Here is a 16,783-nt window from a genome sequence, read left to right on the forward strand (position 1 = left end):
ATAAGGGCAGGTAAAAAGGTCGGGCTTGTTTTTTGGGAAAAGAAAAAGGGGCCGGCACGGAACCGGCCCCTGAAACCTTTACTCTCTTACTTAATCAACGGCACGATGAGGAGCGCAACGATGTTGATAACCTTTATCATCGGGTTGATCGCGGGGCCTGCCGTGTCCTTGTAAGGGTCACCGACGGTGTCACCCGTGACGGAGGCCTTGTGCCCGTCGCTCCCCTTCTTGTGCACTTTGCCGCTGTCGTCGGTAACGCCTTCTTCAAAGGATTTCTTGGCGTTGTCCCATGCGCCTCCGCCGCTTGTCATCGCTATCGCCTGGAAGAGTCCGGTCAAGATACTTCCGATAAGAACTCCACCGAGGGCTTCCCTGCCAAGGAGAATACCGACAACAATCGGAACCACCACCGGGATGAGAGCGGGAACCATCATCTGCTTGATAGCGCCCTTTGTGACGATGTCGACGCACTTGCCATACTCCGGCTTGGCCTTATATTCCATAATTCCAGGGATCTCCCTGAACTGTCTTCTCACCTCTTCAACGATGCTGCCTGCTGCCTTTCCGACAGCCTCCATGAGGAGTGAGCCGTAATAATAAGGGAGCAGACCGCCGATAAAAAGACCTGCCAAAACCATCGGGTTCGAGAGGTCAAAATAAAGCTGTGTACTAAATGACCTTGAATACTCCGCAAAGAGAACGAGGGCCGCAAGACCTGCCGACCCGATCGCATAACCCTTCGTAACAGCCTTCGTCGTATTGCCGACCGCATCGAGGGGGTCTGTGATGTTACGGATATCTTCAGGCAGTCCTGACATCTCCGCGATACCGCCTGCGTTGTCAGTAATCGGGCCATAGGAGTCGATGGCGACGACGATTCCTGTCATCGAGAGCATCGAAACCGCTGACAAGGCGATGGCAAAAAGACCGCCTGCAGCATCACCGGCAAATCCGCCGCCTAAAGCATATGCGCCGAGGATTGAGGCAACAATAACTATGACGGGCGCGGCGGTTGACTTCATGCTGACCGCGAGACCCGCTATGACGTTTGTGCCGTGGCCGGTCAGGCTGGCCTTTGCAATGTGTTTCACCGGGGGATACTGTGAAGCAGTGAAGTACTCAGTTATAACCACGATCAGTCCGGTCAATGCAAGGCCGATAATCGCCATAAGGAAAACGTTCATCTGGGTAAATGAAGGGTGAGAGACCATTGAAGTCGCATCTACGCCTTTCAGAAATTCACCCGCCACAAAATAAAATACTATTGCCGCGAGAACTCCGGCAACGGCAAGCCCCTTATAGAGGGCGCCCATGATGTACTGGCTTTTACCGAGCCTTACCGCAAATGTTCCGATGATGGAAGCGATGATCGAGATTCCGCCAAGGAGCATCGGGAATTCCACCCAGGCGCTTTCAGCGCCAAAGACCGTCTTGGCAAGGAGCATCGCCGCAACCAGGGTGACCGTGTACGTCTCATAAAGGTCAGCAGCCATTCCCGCGCAGTCACCGACGTTATCACCAACGTTGTCGGCGATAACCGCAGGATTTCTGGGATCATCTTCAGGAATTCCTGCCTCAACCTTTCCGACAAGGTCGGCTCCCACGTCTGCCGCCTTTGTATAAATTCCGCCTGCGATACGGGCGAAGACGCTCATGAGTGAGCAGCCGAAGCCGAGTCCCACGAGCGCATGGAATGCCATCTCAGGGGCTGCCTGCTTTGCTATTGTATAAAACCCGGCAAGACCTATAATCCCCAGGCCAACGACCATGACGCCGGTCACGGATCCACCCTTAAATGCAAGGCTCAGTGCGGCCTGAAGCCCTTTATGCGCGGCCTGCGTGGTGCGGACATTGGCACGTACGGTAACCCACATGCCGACAAAGCCTGCGAGAGCCGAACCCACTGTGCCGATGATGAACCCTACGGCTGTCCAGGTTCCGAGATTGGCCACCGCGATCAATATCACGAGAGCGATAAGAACGATTGCGACCGTCTTGTATTCGCGTGCAAGGAACGCATAGGCGCCCTCTTTTACGGCATTGGATATCTCCTGCATCTTTGTACTCCCGGCGTCCTGCTTCGATACCCACATGGCGGTCATCACGGCGTATATGACGCCCAACACACCACAAGCCAAGGCAAAAAGTATTGTAGAACTCATTCTCTCCTCCTTTTGTTAGATCTTCACCCAAGAGAAAACCATAAAAAAGATTTCTATGAGCATGTAGTATGGCTTCCGGATGAACAGCCTCCCCGCCATATCTGAAATCCTCACCTCCTTTAGCGTTTTGCCCCAGGGAAACGGCTCAAGGAGCCGCGGATAGAATAACCATTCCTCTCCATCTAACCTTCGCGTCTCGCGTGCCGTCGCCTCTATTCCCTTCCCGCTTCTTTCGCGAAGACCATGGCCGTAGCCCGGTATACCATATGGGCCATCTTCGAGAAAGGTGCGTACGCAAGAAGGAAGAAGACAAACACGAGATGGATGAAATATGTCGGATAGGCCAGGGTACCGATGTCGGCTAGCCTGAAGACCTCGGAGAGTATGCCTGTCGCCATGATGGCGAAGACCACGGCGATGAAGAGCCAGTCGTAGTAGCTCCCGCCGCCGGCCTTCTCCTGATTCTTGAGACGATTGCCGATGACGAGCGCGATGCCGATAAGGAGGGCGAGGGCGCTCACATTTCCGACAATTTTGAGCGGATCGTAGAGGGGAAAAGGCGAATCCCCGAAGTGAAAGACAGAAAACGCCTCGATGCCGAAAAGCTTGTGGCCGTAAAGATAGACAACGGCCCAGCTTGTAGTTATGGCGAGGCCGATAAAGGCATAGAAGACGAGGAGATGGGAGGTTGACCGCGCCTTCGTGACATTGCATTTCTTGAATCTGTTATGGGAAAGGATATCGGCAATCACGCCCTTGAGGCTGCCCATGACATCGCCCTTGAGCTTCTTCCCCTTGCTCATGGTTGCCCAGTACTTCTTCACGCCGAAGACGAAAGAAAAGACCGCGAAAATCGTCACGGCGATGAAGATCGGGTCGATGAAATGAATCGGAATGAACTTCGAAAACACGATTTTCCCTTCGGGCAGGGACGAAAGCCCGTTCTCGTATCCGACAACTCCCAGGAAGATAAGGACCGGAAGCGCGAAGAGGAGGATAAGGTACTTTGAATCGCTCACCATAGCGGCGAGGAAAGAGGGGGCTGAGAATTCCTTTATCGTCATCTTTCGTATCGCACCGAGCACCTCACCCGGCTTTGCTCCCCGCGGACAGTATGCGGTGCAGTCGCTGCATTGATGGCAGAGCCAGATATCGGGATTTCCGAAGAGTTCCTCTTTCTGTCCCCACTGGGCAAGGACCATCTCTTTTCTCGGAAAAGGCTTGTTGTCAGGGGTAACGTTGCATACCACGGAACACGTGGCGCACTGATAACACTTCTTGAGTGACTCCCCTCCATTATTGATAATGTGTCTGACGAAATTCAAATCCGGACGTATTACCTGTTCCGCCATGTACTCGCACCTCCCTGTAACAGTTCCTTGGTTTCAGTCGCCCGTCGCCGGACGAAAAACTGAGCAGAAGAACCAACGGCTTTATTTTACATTCCCTTAAACGGATTAGGACCTATCTCTTTGACCTTCTCGACGAATTCATTGATCATTTCGGGGAGCTTGTCATACTCGGAGATCGCCACCTGCATCATCTGGACCCTCTCCGCCTCAAGCTGGAGCCTGTTCAGGGTCTCCCCCACCTTGCTGAAGCGGTAATTCGCGAGCTCACTCCCCTTCACAAAGTGGCACTGATAGTTTTCTCCGTACTTGCAGCCGAGGAGGAGCACGCCGTCAATGCCTTTGGAAAGCGCATCGGCGATCCAGACAAGATTCATGCCACCGAGGCACCGCAAGGAAATAAACCGCACGCTCGGGTCGACCCCTTTACGGTTGATGGCGGCCGTATCGAGCGCTGGGTACGCATCATTTTCGCAGACCAAAGCAAGAATCCTGAAGGTCTCTTCGTCCGGTGAGTCTATCTTCTTGATCATCGAGCCTATGATATCGACGCTGTAGTCCTTGAAGGAAACGATTCTTTCCGGGCACGCACCCATGCAGGTCCCGCACCTCCTGCACCTGTTCAGCTTGTAGAAGGGAATGCCCTTTTCATCCTCCTCGATGGCGCCGAACGGACATTCTTCCGTGCACCTCTTGCATGCCGTGCACTTGATGAGCAGCGGATCGGGGAAGGTCAGGTCCCATGCCCGCGGATGGACAGCCATGCCCTTGGCCACATGGTCTAGGCATTGAATCGCCTTGAATGCCGCGCCCGCCGCATCCTCCTGCGCCTCAGCCATGTTCATGGGCTGTCTGACGGCCCCGGCAGCATAGACACCGGTCCTCCGCGTCTCATACTGAAAGCATATGAAGTTCGAGTCTGCAAAGCCGCACGCGCCTTCGAGGGAAGGGATCTCGGGACCCTGGCGGTAGGCGAGGTTCAGGATGAAATCCGGCTTCGGAACCGTCTCGAGGTATGCCTTCTTCGCGTCATCGCCCTTGGCCGCTTCCTGGGTAAGGTTATCGAGATACTCCTGAGGTCCCCTTGTGGTCGGTACCATGCCGGTGGCGAGCACCACGAGATCGGCCTCGACCCTCACTTTTTCGCCAAGGAGGGTATTCTCCGCCTCGACAAGGAGATTCCCGTTCCCCGCATCTGCAATTCCCTTCACGTCGGCCTTCGTCAGCATGACCCCGGGATCGTTCTGTGCCTCCTGATAATACGCCTCGAGCCTTCCGGGAGTCCTGATATCGATGTAAAAGATCATGGCAGCCGCATCCGGATTCTGCCGGACATACCTTGCCTGCTTGAGGGAGGTGACGCAGCACATCGAGGAGCAATAGGGGAGATGGTTTGGATCTCTCTGGCCTGCACACTGTATGAACGCAACCTTTTTCGCCTCCTTACCGTCAGAAGGCCTCATGATCTTTCCGTTGTTATTCTTTGCGATCTCTTCGAACTCCAAGTTGGTCACCACGTCCTTGAATTTCCCGTAACCGAGGTGATCCAGTTTCGTTGCGTCATAGGGCTTCCAGCCCGTTGCCATCACGATCGCCCCGATCTTTATCGTTTCCGAATTGCCGTCCGAGGCTATGGTTACATCGTAGACCCCGGGCTGGCCCTCGGTCTTTGCGATCACCGATGACTTGTATACCTTGATATCGGGGTGGCTCTCGACCTTATTAACAATCGAGGCGATGTCCGTATCGACGATAAGCGGCTCCTTGAATTCTCCCGTCGGTATCTTCTTGTAGAGCTTACCGGTAAAGCCTCCAAGCTGAGGCTCCTTCTCGACAAGGACCACCTTATTCCCCCCGTCGGCCGCTGCGAGGGCCGCTGTCATGCCGGAAATGCCGCCGCCCACGACGAGTATGGTATTGTTGAGGTCTTCGAGGATATTCGGCTCAGGAAGGTCGCCCCTCTGTGTCTTGACAATACCCATCATGAGGTAATCCTCTGCAATGCTCTGGGTCTCATCGGTCATGGCCGGCTGGGTCCAGGCGACAAACTCCCGTATGTTGACCCGCTCTGTTATCGTCCCGGGGAAATCGAACTCCTCGAACTTCACCCGAGGAGAGCAGGCAGCGATTGTCAGGGTGTTGATTCCCTCGTTCTTTATATCGTCTTTGATGAGCTGAAGGCCTTCGGGGCCGCAGAGGATGCCGTGGGTCTTGCAGACCGGAACCTGCATGTCTTTTGTCGCGGTATTGGTGAGCTTCTCTATATCAATCGCCTCTCCTATGCCGCAGCCCTTACAGATATATACGCCGAATTTCTTCTCCATCCCTATTTCCTCCTCAAGCTCTGGATGCTCTTGATGACGACCCCCGTGGCATCTTGAGCTGAACGCGCGACATCAACAGGGCTCTTCAGTGTTCCCACCGCATAAACCCCCTTCTTCGCAGAGGTGTCAACAAATCCGTCAGGTGTATACGTAACGTCCTTCGCGATCTTCGTCTCTTTCGTGCCGGGCACCATGCCTGTTGCGAGGACAACCATGTCGAAGCTTGCCTTGATCTTTTTGCCGCCGAAGACATCTTCCACTTCGACAATAACATCCTTTGTCGCAGGATCTTCCGCAATGCCCGCGACTTTACCCTTCGTGAGGGTCACGTTGGGGTCTTCCTTTGCTTTCCAGAGGAACCGGTGCTCATAAAGGCCCGGGGTTCTCAGATCGATGTAAAAGACCTGTGCCTTCGAATCGGGATACTGCTCCCTCACGTACATGGCCTGTTTGAGCGAGGCAAGACAACATATGTATGAGCAGTAGGGGAGATGGTTTTCGTCTCTCGAACCGGCGCACTGGACGAAGGCGATGTTCTTCACCTCCTTGCCGTCGGAGGGACGGACGATCCTGCCGCTCGTCGGACCATTCGGTGCGGAAAGCCGCTCCATCATCATGTTCGTAATCACATTCTGAACCCGTCCGAATCCGAGGATGTCCATTCGCGTTGCGTCATAGGGGCTCCATCCCGTTGCCATGACGATGGCGCCGGCCTTGAGCTTTATCGTCTCGGGCTTCATGTTCAGATCGATCGCGTCATATTTGCATGCATAGGCACATGCCTTCATGCAGTCCTTCGCGCAGGCAGTATCGTCAATCACGTACTGAAAAGGGAAGGCCTGGTTAAAAGGGATATAGGCCGCCTTCGTCTTGTCCATGCCGAAGTTGAAATCATTGCTCCTGTGAGACGGACAGGCCTGTGCGCAGGCGTCACAGCCCACGCATTTATCATTCACATACCTCGGTTTCACCTTGACGGTGACGTCAAAATTTCCCTCTTCCCCCTTGATCTCCTCCACCTCGGCGAGGGTAAGGAACCTGACCTGTGAGCTGTTCTTGATGCGCTTGAACTGTATCTCAAGGCCGCAATTGGGCGGGCAGAGCTTCCAGAAATACTTGTTGAGCTGAGCCACCCTTCCGCCAAGATAGGGGTTCTTTTCGACAATGACCACATCGCATCCGGCCTCAGCAGCCTCCACCGCCGCAGTGAGCCCGCTGAAACCGCCGCCGATCACGAGAACTGTCTTATTTTCCGCCATCTCCATCCTCCTTAAGGCAGTAAGTCACAAAGAGATTCTTATGTCACGGTTCTGGGGTAATAACATAAACGCCTCTTTTTGACCTACAGAAAAATCGGGGGAGGGCATCGCCCTCCCCCTCCGCATCAACTACGGAAACATCTGGACGTAAGGAACCTTCTTGAATTCCCATGCATGCGTCTCCGCATTATACTTCGAGTTCGTGAAGCACTTCCAGTTTGTGTCATCGATCTTGTTGAAGTCGCCCCTGTAGTAGTAGCCGGGGTACCTTGACTCCTCTCTAAAGAGGATGTGTCTTGCGTGTGCTTCAACAGAGAGGATTCTGTGATAATTCTCATTGCACCTGAGGAGCTCATGGAGGTCCTTTGCTGCCATCCTGCCTGCATCCTCTTTGAGCAGCTCGAGTTTCTTGAGACCCTCTTCGAGCATCGTCTTTGAGGTCATGTACCAGGTGGCTACCCCGCCAAAGTACTCGTCGGCGATCTTCTGGAGCCTCAACTGAAGGGCCTTCGGACCGATATAGTTGGGGTTAATCGTGGGATCCGTCGAGTATGTCTTATACTTCTCATAGAGCTCAAAGGGGAGATACATCTCGGCAACGACTTCATCAGCAGATTTCTTCGGAGCCGGTTTGTAGTCCGGATGATCGAGAATAAAGGCCAATGCAGCCTTCGCAGCTATTCTGCCCTCTGCGTGGGAGCCGGATGAGAATTTGTGGCCTGATGCACCGACCACGTCGCCTGCCATGAAGAGGCCGGGCACGGTAGACATCCTGTTGTATCCCCAGCTGTAGTGCTCCGGAGTGCCGGGGATATCGCCAGGTCCGGACACCCAGAACCCTGCGCAGCCCGCGTGTGAGCCGAGGAGATACGGCTCTGTCGGCATAATCTCGGAAGGAGTCTTGTCGGGCTCGATATTGTGTGCTGCCCAAATGGATGCCTGTCCGATCGCCATATCAAGGAAGTCTTCCCATGCCTCTGCCTCGAGGTGTTTCATCTTCTTGGCGCCTTCCTTATCGCCAAGCTTCTCCTTGAAGGCCTTCCCTAACTCTGCCATCGCCTCGTGCGTCCTCATGATGATGGGGCCCTTGCCGTCCTTCATCGCCCTCATCATGAGATGGTTCCTGATGGCTGTGCCGAGACCCTTTGCATAGTCTCCGTATCTGGCTACCGCATCATCGAAGTACTCCTTGTTTACACAGTAATCTTCCCCGTAGCTGTCTGTTGCCTTTGCCTTAAAGAACAGGAACCATGCGCCGACAGGACCATATCCGTCCTTAAACCGTGCGGGCACGAACCGGTTCTCCATCAGGGTCAGCTCAGCTCCGGCCTGCATGCCGAAGGCATACCCCGAGCCTGCGCTAAACACCGGGTACCAGGTCCTTCCCATACCTTCACCGACGGACCTCGGCCTGAAGCAATTGACCGCACCGGCAGTAGCGTTGATTAAGGCCTTTGCCTTGAAGACATAGGTCTTGTTCTCTCTTACGCTGAAGCCCGCTGCCCCTGCTATGTTCTTTCCGTTCGCGTCCATGAGAGGGCTATGGATCAGAACCCTTTCAAAATGGTTTTGGGCCATACCGGTCTTCTCCCTATTGGTCTGGAGAGCTCTCTTTGCAGCCTCTGCAACGATAACCTTGTAAGATTCACCGTTGATCATGATCTGCCATTTGCCGGACCGTACCGGAGTCCCGCCGTCCTTGAGCATTTTCTTTCCGGCATCTCTCGCCTGGAACCCGTCGAGAGAGAAACCGTCATCGCCCTTCTTCCAGATCGGGAGGCCCCATTCTTCAAAGAGCTGCACAGAGTCATCAACGACTCTGCCAAGGTCGTATACAAGGTCTTCCCTGATGATGCCCATCAGGTCGTTTCTCACATATTTAACATAATCAGCCACCTTATTCTCACCGACATAGGTATTGATGGCGGAAAGGCCCATTGCGACTGCGCCGCTTCTGTCCGTGGCAGCCTTGTCGACCAGGACGACCTTCATCCCCTTCTCATTTGCCCAGCGGCATGCCTCAAATGCTGCGCCGCATCCTGCCATACCGCCACCCATGATCAGGAGATCACACTCGACTTCGGTCACTTCAGGCTTTTGACAATATGAAAATGTACAGGTCTCTTTTTCCATGTATATTCACCTCCTATTCATTTCTTGCCGGACCGGTAAAGAACCCAGGCTTTTTGATTGTCGCAAAATCCGGTGCCGGTTTGCCCGCAAACGGGTCCACCGAACCCTCAGCAGTCGTCCTGATCGGGAACTTGAACCTCTTGAGTATTCCGTTCCTGAACTTAATGGTCCACATAATGGAGTCCGTCCCTCTCATCGGGATGGTGCTCGACCCGAGGGGAACGAAGTCTGAATAACCCCTGACCTCGATCGCCTGCTGCGGGCAGATCTTCACACAGTTAAAGCACTCCCAGCACTGCTCGGGCTCCTGATTGTACGCCTTCATCTTTTCCCTGTCGAGCGCCATGAGATCATGAGGACAGATATACTGGCACGCCGTCTTATCCTGAGCCTTACAGCCATCACACTTTTCGGTAATCACGAAACTTGGCATGTTCCTTAACCTCCTTTTCGTTTCTTAATAGTAGGCCTTAGCGCAGAAGGCCAGTCTTCCTGATTGATGCGTAAACGTTCCACCTCCTCTCACCTCTGAAATCATACCTTGCGAGTCTGGAGCTCTCAGTAGAAACGCTCTCCGGACCCTTCACCCCGAACTCAGAACTTATTTTATTCCCTCAGAATATTTGTGAGTCTTTATCTCAACCTTTTCTGTCAGTCCTTCATAGTATTTTCTCAATATCGCAAGGACCTCGGGCCGGCTGAAGTGGTCCGGCACTTCCTCATTCTCTGAGAGCATCTTTCTCAATTTGGTCCCGCTCAGGAGCATCCTGTCTTCCTTGCCGTGACAGCATGTCCTCATCGATGCCATTCCATCGCATTTCGTGCAATAGAAGGTCCAGTCAATCTTGAGCGGCTGGGTTTCAAGGGCGTCTGCGGGGATCTCATCGAATATCTTCTGTGCATCGAACGGACCGTAATACTCGCCGACGCCGGCATGGTCGCGGCCGATGATCATGTGGCTGCAGCCGTAATTCTGTCTGAAGAGCGCATGGAGAAGGGCTTCGCGCGGACCGGCATATCGCATATCGAGCGGGTATCCTGCCTGTATACAGGTATTCTTCACAAAATAGTGCTCGACCAGCTTATCGATCGCCTGCACCCTCACTTCTGCCGGGATATCGCCGGCTTTCAGCTTTCCGAGGAGCTGATGGATGAGCACGCCATCACAGGTCTCAATAGCGATCTTTGCGAGGTACTCATGAGAACGGTGCATGGGGTTCCTGAGCTGAAGGGCCGCAACCTTTTTCCATCCGTTCTGAAGGAAAAGGTGCCGGGTCTGGGCAGGGGTCATATAGGTATTCGGGTATTCCGCTGGGAACGTTCCCTGGCTCATCACCTTAACCGGTCCAGCAAGGTTGGTGCCCGGCTGGTCCATGACCATTTTCACCCCCGGATGATCCTTCATATCGGTCGTCCGGTAAACGTTCTTGCACTCGAACTCCTTGTCAATCTTGTAGGACTCGGTGACCTTCATTGTCGCCAGGACCTCGCCGTACTCGTCGGAATAGAGGGCAACTTCTGTCCCTGCCTTGATGCTCTCATCCGTAGAAACGGTAACCGGTATCGGCCAGAACGTGCCGTCAGCCATCTTGTAGTCGGAACAGACATCCTTCCAGTCTTCGTAAGTCATGAACCCCTCAAGGGGCGTAAACCCGCCGATACCCATCATGATAAGGTCGCCTGATTCGCGCGACGATATCTTGATCTGTTTCAATGTCTTCGCTTTTTTCTTTTCTTCCTCCAACTCCTTGCCTGCCAGTAAGAGCGGTTTTAATTTCTTCTCTTTTCCATGCGGATTCACTAATGACATGTCTGACCTCCTTTTTTTGCGTTTTTATTTAAGAATGAAGCTCAACCCTGCCCGTTCAGCCGACTCTCGCCTCTTCGCTCTTTCTTGCCATAGGTGCACGATAAAGAATATATGACCGCGTGAGACCAACAACAGGAGATTTTCAAGAAAGCACTCTAAATTACTCGATGTCCGAGCTTAATTCAATTTTAAAATTATAATTGACAGATTAGTTTTCCTTATAAATTCCGATCCGCGCTATTGAGCAAGCAGGCGACAATGAATACCGGCCTCACTCAGAAGAAATGATCTCACGTAGTTCCTTCCAATCCTTACCGGAGACCGAGGGCGCTGCACACCTTCCCGAAGATTTCATCGATGCTGCCCGTGCCTTTGACGGCGCTCAAAATCCCTTTCTTACCGTAGTAGTCGATGAGGGGAGCGGTCTGGGCGTTGTATACCTCGAGCCTTTTCTTGATCGTCTCTTCCTTGTCGTCGTCCCTCTGGAACAGCGCACCACCGCACTTGTCGCAGACACCTTCCTTCTTGGGAGCGTTGGAATAGACGTTGAACATCTGGCCGCAGGCCTTACAGGTCCTCCTGCCGGTGAGTCTCTTCATGAGGTCATCGAAGGGGACATCCACACTCAGGGCGGCGGCGAGGGACATCCCCAGACCACCGAGCATCTTGTCAAGGGCCTCTGCCTGCGCCGTATTCCGGGGAAAGCCGTCGAGGATATATCCCTTCTTGCAGTCATCCTGTTTCAGCCTCTCCTCAACCATCCCGAGCACAACCCTATCCGGAACAAGTTCACCTTTGTCCATGAAGGATTTCGCCTCCTTCCCGAGCTGCGAACCTGCGGCAACAGCCGCACGGAGGAGGTCTCCCGTCGAGATCTGCGGGATACCGTATTTTTCGATCAGCTTTTTTGCCTGGGTCCCTTTTCCGGCCCCCGGCGCGCCAAGAAGTACGAGTCTCATGCATGCCTCCTATAACGTGTGGTGTGCGGGTCTCAAGGTCTGTACCGAGAAGTCGAAACCCTTCGGTCGACCTCTCTTCCGTCTTGACAGAGGCAGGACCATTCGATGAAAACAGTCCCCCAAAGCGTAGTTACTCTATGACAACCATCTTTTTTTTGCAAGAAAGAAATTAAAATTAAAGCATTAATTTTTCTTATAATTGGAACGGCATAACGGCTGGCGGAAATACACGCCTATTCGAGCAGATGGGCGGCAACATACTCCCTGAATTTTCTCAGCGCCTTCCCCCTGTGGCTCAACGCATCCTTCTCATCGGCGGCCATCTCTGCAAAGGTCCTCTCATGCCCTTCGGGATAGAATACCGGGTCATAGCCGAATCCGTTCGAACCAAGGGCCACTCTTCCTATCCTGCCTTCCACTGAACCCTCAAACGCCTCTGCACTGCCATCGGGAAAGGCCAGCGCGATGCAGCAGACAAAGCGCGCTCCTCTCCTGCCGTCATCGACATCGTGTAATTCCGAGAGCAATTTCTCGAGGTTTTTCTTATCATCGGCGGCTTCACCCGCATACCGTGCGGAGAAGACTCCCGGCGCCCCATTCAGGGCGAATACCTCAAGGCCGGAATCATCAGAGATTGCCGGTCTTTTGGCATAATTCGCCACAGCTGAGGCCTTCTTGACCGCGTTCCCCCTGAATGAATCGGCGTCCTCGGAAACCTCGGGACACCCGGGGAAGTCATCGAGGGTATAGAGCAGAACCGCCATATCCTCCAGCAGCCTCTTCATCTCCTCGATCTTCTTTCTGTTGCGTGTGGCAATTACGAGTTCTTTCATCCCCTATCCGCTCATGCGCCCGTGATACCTTATGGCCGTCATTCCCACTTGTGGGGAATTCTTTTCAACGAAAATTAGTGATGAGCCGGAATGCCGAAACATCATCTCCTTCATGCCGTTATTCAGGGCCGCGTGAAGCATATGCGATCCTTTCACGGGTACCGCCTAACTTCTCCGGCGTTTACTCCTCAAAGCATTAAGATACAAGAGCCCCCTGATAAAGTAAACCGCATTGCGGTCCGGCCAGCCGGAAATGGCCTTTCCCTGTTGAAAAAACCGCCCTCCATCTGTTACTATTTCGGGATGTCTGATGGGGTAAAGAAGGCCAGTGTTCTCCTAAGGGTATTTGCGAAGGCTCTTGACTTTATCATCATCGCAGCGGCGACTGAAATGGTGCCGAAGGCCGGTTTCTATGCCGGACTTTCCTATCTCCTCATCAGCGACGGCCTCTTTGAGGGGAGGAGCATCGGTAAGAGACTCATGGGGCTGAGGGTCGTATCTAGCGCGACCGGCGCCCCCTGCACGATGAAGGAATCGATACTGCGCAACGCCCCCCTCGGAGCGGGGGTCCTGCTCTATAAGTTGCCGCTGATCGGCTGGATTTTCATCGTGGCCGTTTCCGCACTGGAATTTTTGATACTTCTCGGCAGCAGTGAGGGCCTGAGGCTCGGAGATGAACTCGCAAAGACTGTGGTAATCGAAGGACAGCAGCCCAAGGGTGAACAGGTCTCAGAGTAAATAACATGTTTCTGCTGATTGTTCAGGAGGTGTAATGCTTTTCCATAACATACTCGGGATGTTTTCGACTGATCTCGCGATAGATCTCGGCACGGCGAATACCCTCGTCTTCATCAAGGGCAAAGGGATAGTCTGTAACGAGCCTTCCGTCGTTGTCGTGAGGAAAGATAATAAGAGAACGGTGGCCGTAGGAACAGACGCCAAGAAGATGCTCGGCAAGACTCCGGCGAATATCATGGCGATACGACCGATGAAGGACGGCGTCATTGCGGATTTTGACGCGACCGGGGAGATGCTGAAATACTTTATCAAGAAAGTCCATAACAGGAAAAGCTTCCTCTCGCCGAGGGTCATCATCGGCGTGCCTTCCGGCATTACCCAGGTCGAACAGAGGGCGGTGAAGGATGCTGCTCAGGCCTCAGGAGCACGGGAGGTCTATCTCATTGAAGAGCCGATGGCGGCAGCGGTCGGCGTCGGCCTCCCCATAGGCGAGCCTTCGGGCAATATGATAGTCGATATCGGCGGAGGGACCACCGATATCGCGGTCATCTCTATCGACGGCATCGTATACAGCAAGGCGGTCAGAGTCGGCGGCGATAAGATGGACGAGTCGATCATCGCCTATATTAAGCGAAAATACAACTTGATGATAGGCGACAGAACCGCCGAGCTGATCAAGATTGAGATCGGATCGGCCTGTGTTGTCGAACTTCCGGAAAACAAGACCATGGAGATAAAAGGGAGAGACCTCATATCGGGCATCCCGAAGACGATTGTCGTCAGTGAGACCGAGGTTCGCGAGGCCCTCAGCGAAACCGTCAGCGTCATCCTCGACACCATCAGGGTGACTCTCGAGAATACCCCTCCCGAACTCGCCTCGGATATCGTGGACAAAGGCATAGTCCTTGCCGGAGGCGGCGCACTCCTGAGAGGACTGGACAAACTCATCCGTGAAGAGACCGGCCTCCCCGTCATCGTCGCTGAGGACCCTCTGTCCGCTGTCGTGAGGGGGGTGGGCAAAATGCTTGATGAGTTGGAACTTCTGAAGAAAATAGCCATAACCTGATGCCCTTCAGACGGATGCTTCCCCTCTTCCTGCTCGTAATCCTGTCATTCACCCTCATGACATACCAGAGCAACAGGGGCATTATCGTCCCATTCCATATTCTCAGCGGCCCTCTGAACTGGGTGAACTGGGCATTTCATTCCCTGTCCGCCTCCTTCAGAGAGCCCTTCAGGATGATACATCTGAGGGATGAAGAAAACAGAAGGCTCAGGCAGGATATGGGGAGACTCCTCCTGGAGCAGCAGAGATACCGGGACCTATTCTTCGAAAACCAGCGGCTGAGGGAAGTCCTCTCTCTCAAGGAAAAAGAGGGCCGATACATCACGGCGGCGAGGGTCGTTTCGAAGGGTTGGGACCGGTGGGTTAGCACCCTCGTCATCGACAAGGGCAGGAATAGCGGAGTTACAAAGGACATGGCGGTCATGACCCCCCTGGGACTCATCGGCAAGGTCTCCCTCGCGGACGATAATTACGCCTATGTGCTGCTCCTGACGGATATCAATTTCTCCGCGTCCGTGAGGATCCAGGAGACGAGGAAAGAGGCGATACTCTCGGGGACCGGTTCGATGTCCTGCATCCTCAAATACATCACGAGAGAGGAGGAGGTGAAGGAGAACGAGGTAGTTGTTACATCGGGCTTTGACGATCTCTTCCCCGCCGAACTCCCCGTGGGATATATCTCCCGTGTATCGAAGAAAGGACCGGGCATCTTCCAGCAAGTCGAGGTGAGGCCCTTCCAGGACATGACAAAACTCGATGAGGTAATAATCGTAAGACGATGAGACATGTCGCACTCTTCATCGCCGTCCTCGTTTCATTTGTGCTCCAGACGAGGGTGAGGATCTTCGGTGTTCCGCCGGAATTGACCGTCATCGTCGTTTACTATATCGGGGTGACCGGCGGTGCCGCAAAAGGTATCCTTCTTGGTTCTCTCATCGGCATTGTCGAGGACAGCATTTCCGGCGGCATCATAGGGCCGAACCTCCTTGGAAAAGGGATGGTCGGCTTTTTCTCGTCCGTCATGGCGGGCGGCCTGTTCCGGTGGACACCGCTCCTGGGGCTGCTCATCATCTCGAGCCTCACCGTGCTTGACGGGTTTGTCGTCTTCTTCTCGAGGATGTTCTACTCGTCGCTGTCCGTTCCTCCTCATCGGGTCTTTCTCACCGTTGTGATTCAGGGACTGATTAATGCATTGGCAGGGATCTTCATAAAGCCGGAACATGCAGACTAACGGATCATCAGAGAGGATCGTCGCCGTAGGATATATCATCGCCGCGCTCTTTTTTGTCCTCGTCATAAGGCTCTGGCAACTGCAGATCCTTCAGGGTGACGAATACCGGAAACTCTCGGAGGAGAACAGACTGCACATCGTCAAGGTCGCAGCACCGCGGGGTATCATTTATGACAGGAACGGCATACCGCTCGTGAAGAATGCTCCGTACTATTCCGTCTCGATTAACCCGCAGGCCATCGGCCGGATAGACATTCCCGCCCTCTCCGCACTCCTTAAGACCGACGCGGCGACGATCGCTAAAAAAATAAAGTCGAACCGCAGCCTCTATGAGCCGATACGGCTTAAGGAGGGCCTTTCGCCGAGAGATATCGCATTCGTTGAGGCGAGGAGATCGGACTTCCCGGGTCTGTCTATCGATATTGATGTGACGAGACAGTACCTCTTCGGCACCGTGGGCGCTCACCTGATCGGGTATCTGGGGAAACCGAATCAAGTCCAGGCTCAGGCACCGGAATTCAGAGACGTCCCACCCGACGCGTTTATCGGCCAGTGGGGCATTGAAAGACTCTACGATGAAGAGCTGCGAGGAAGGGCCGGGGAGATGGTGATCGAGGTGGATGCCATGGGAAGGGAACTACGCCTCATCCAGGAAAAACCCTCCGTGAGAGGCGAAGATATACGGCTCGCAATGGATATCAATGTCCAGAGGGAAGCAGAAGAGGCCTTCGGAGAAAAGACCGGTGCGCTCGTGGCGCTGAGGCCCGACACCGGAGAGATACTCGCGCTCATCAGCAAACCTTCATTCGACCCTAACCTCTTTGCGAAGGGGATCAGTTCAAAAGAGTGGGAAGAGCTTATGACGAACCCGAAACAGCCCCTCCTGAACCGGGCGCTTCAGAGCCAGTATCCGCCCGGC

General features: G+C 53.9%; 14 protein-coding genes. 5 read left to right on the forward strand and 9 right to left on the reverse strand.

The window, feature by feature from the left end; all coding sequences use genetic code 11:
* Window positions 1-86 precede the first annotated feature (86 nt).
* The 9 genes from VEI96_05730 to VEI96_05770 form a co-directional block, all read right to left on the reverse strand.
* Window positions 87-2,162 carry a sodium-translocating pyrophosphatase gene (locus VEI96_05730; protein ID HXX57481.1) on the reverse strand — a complete coding sequence of 692 codons (2,076 nt, stop codon included), beginning with the start codon at window positions 2,160-2,162 and terminating at the stop codon, window positions 87-89.
* A 212-nt stretch (window positions 2,163-2,374) separates the two neighbouring features.
* Window positions 2,375-3,514 carry a quinone-interacting membrane-bound oxidoreductase complex subunit QmoC gene (gene qmoC / locus VEI96_05735; protein HXX57482.1) on the reverse strand — a complete coding sequence of 380 codons (1,140 nt, stop codon included), beginning with the start codon at window positions 3,512-3,514 and terminating at the stop codon, window positions 2,375-2,377.
* An 86-nt stretch (window positions 3,515-3,600) separates the two neighbouring features.
* The gene (locus VEI96_05740; GenBank protein HXX57483.1) at window positions 3,601-5,835 is read right to left on the reverse strand and encodes an FAD-dependent oxidoreductase; all 2,235 of its coding nucleotides are present in this window, start codon (window positions 5,833-5,835) and stop codon (window positions 3,601-3,603) included.
* Between the two features lie 2 nt (window positions 5,836-5,837).
* Window positions 5,838-7,094: a CoB--CoM heterodisulfide reductase iron-sulfur subunit A family protein gene (locus VEI96_05745; GenBank protein HXX57484.1), complete on the reverse strand. Its 1,257-nt coding sequence runs from the start codon at window positions 7,092-7,094 to the stop codon at window positions 5,838-5,840.
* A gap of 129 nt (window positions 7,095-7,223) precedes the next feature.
* On the reverse strand, window positions 7,224-9,227 hold the full coding sequence (gene aprA, locus VEI96_05750) for an adenylyl-sulfate reductase subunit alpha (protein HXX57485.1): 2,004 nt from the start codon (window positions 9,225-9,227) through the stop codon (window positions 7,224-7,226).
* Window positions 9,228-9,240: 13 nt separating this feature from the next.
* Window positions 9,241-9,660 (reverse strand): adenylyl-sulfate reductase subunit beta, encoded by a 420-nt coding sequence (aprB, locus tag VEI96_05755; GenBank protein ID HXX57486.1) that lies wholly within the window; start codon window positions 9,658-9,660, stop codon window positions 9,241-9,243.
* Window positions 9,661-9,828: 168 nt separating this feature from the next.
* Complete coding sequence (sat, locus tag VEI96_05760; GenBank protein ID HXX57487.1) at window positions 9,829-11,037, reverse strand: sulfate adenylyltransferase; 1,209 nt, start codon at window positions 11,035-11,037, stop codon at window positions 9,829-9,831.
* 311 nt (window positions 11,038-11,348) lie between these two features.
* On the reverse strand, window positions 11,349-11,996 hold the full coding sequence (locus VEI96_05765; protein HXX57488.1) for an adenylate kinase: 648 nt from the start codon (window positions 11,994-11,996) through the stop codon (window positions 11,349-11,351).
* Between the two features lie 233 nt (window positions 11,997-12,229).
* Entirely contained in the window at window positions 12,230-12,829 is a 600-nt protein-coding gene (locus tag VEI96_05770) for an XTP/dITP diphosphatase (GenBank protein HXX57489.1), read from the reverse strand.
* A 267-nt stretch (window positions 12,830-13,096) separates the two neighbouring features.
* Here VEI96_05770 and VEI96_05775 point away from each other — a divergent pair, with 267 nt between their 5' ends.
* From VEI96_05775 to VEI96_05795, 5 genes are all read left to right on the forward strand, one after another.
* Window positions 13,097-13,567 (forward strand): RDD family protein, encoded by a 471-nt coding sequence (locus VEI96_05775; GenBank protein ID HXX57490.1) that lies wholly within the window; start codon window positions 13,097-13,099, stop codon window positions 13,565-13,567.
* A 34-nt stretch (window positions 13,568-13,601) separates the two neighbouring features.
* A complete protein-coding gene (locus tag VEI96_05780; GenBank protein HXX57491.1) occupies window positions 13,602-14,633 on the forward strand; it encodes a rod shape-determining protein in 1,032 nt (343 codons plus the stop codon).
* A 14-nt stretch (window positions 14,634-14,647) separates the two neighbouring features.
* Entirely contained in the window at window positions 14,648-15,415 is a 768-nt protein-coding gene (mreC, locus tag VEI96_05785) for a rod shape-determining protein MreC (protein ID HXX57492.1), read from the forward strand.
* Window positions 15,412-15,864, forward strand: coding sequence for a rod shape-determining protein MreD (mreD, locus tag VEI96_05790; protein ID HXX57493.1), 453 nt, complete (start codon window positions 15,412-15,414; stop codon window positions 15,862-15,864). Before mreC ends, mreD begins: the two co-directional genes overlap by 4 nt.
* A partial coding sequence (locus VEI96_05795; protein ID HXX57494.1) for a penicillin-binding transpeptidase domain-containing protein occupies window positions 15,854-16,783 on the forward strand: 930 nt, incomplete at its 3' end. The genes mreD and VEI96_05795, both read left to right, overlap by 11 nt.

It is taken from the genome of Thermodesulfovibrionales bacterium (assembly GCA_035622735.1).
In the GTDB taxonomy this organism is placed as follows: Bacteria; Nitrospirota; Thermodesulfovibrionia; order Thermodesulfovibrionales; family UBA9159; genus DASPUT01.

Excerpts from the sequence above, each read along its gene's own strand:
- VEI96_05740 (HXX57483.1), bottom strand. The coding sequence starts at position 5,835 with ATGGAGAAGAAATTCGGCGTATATATCTGTAAGGGCTGCGGCATAGGA.
- qmoC (HXX57482.1), bottom strand. The coding sequence starts at position 3,514 with ATGGCGGAACAGGTAATACGTCCGGATTTGAATTTCGTCAGACACATT.
- sat (HXX57487.1), bottom strand. The coding sequence starts at position 11,037 with ATGTCATTAGTGAATCCGCATGGAAAAGAGAAGAAATTAAAACCGCTC.
- VEI96_05770 (HXX57489.1), bottom strand. The coding sequence starts at position 12,829 with ATGAAAGAACTCGTAATTGCCACACGCAACAGAAAGAAGATCGAGGAG.
- aprB (HXX57486.1), bottom strand. The coding sequence starts at position 9,660 with ATGCCAAGTTTCGTGATTACCGAAAAGTGTGATGGCTGTAAGGCTCAG.
- aprA (HXX57485.1), bottom strand. The coding sequence starts at position 9,227 with ATGGAAAAAGAGACCTGTACATTTTCATATTGTCAAAAGCCTGAAGTG.
- VEI96_05765 (HXX57488.1), bottom strand. The coding sequence starts at position 11,996 with ATGAGACTCGTACTTCTTGGCGCGCCGGGGGCCGGAAAAGGGACCCAG.
- VEI96_05745 (HXX57484.1), bottom strand. The coding sequence starts at position 7,094 with ATGGCGGAAAATAAGACAGTTCTCGTGATCGGCGGCGGTTTCAGCGGG.
- mreD (HXX57493.1), top strand. The coding sequence starts at position 15,412 with ATGAGACATGTCGCACTCTTCATCGCCGTCCTCGTTTCATTTGTGCTC.
- VEI96_05780 (HXX57491.1), top strand. The coding sequence starts at position 13,602 with ATGCTTTTCCATAACATACTCGGGATGTTTTCGACTGATCTCGCGATA.
- VEI96_05730 (HXX57481.1), bottom strand. The coding sequence starts at position 2,162 with ATGAGTTCTACAATACTTTTTGCCTTGGCTTGTGGTGTGTTGGGCGTC.
- mreC (HXX57492.1), top strand. The coding sequence starts at position 14,648 with ATGCTTCCCCTCTTCCTGCTCGTAATCCTGTCATTCACCCTCATGACA.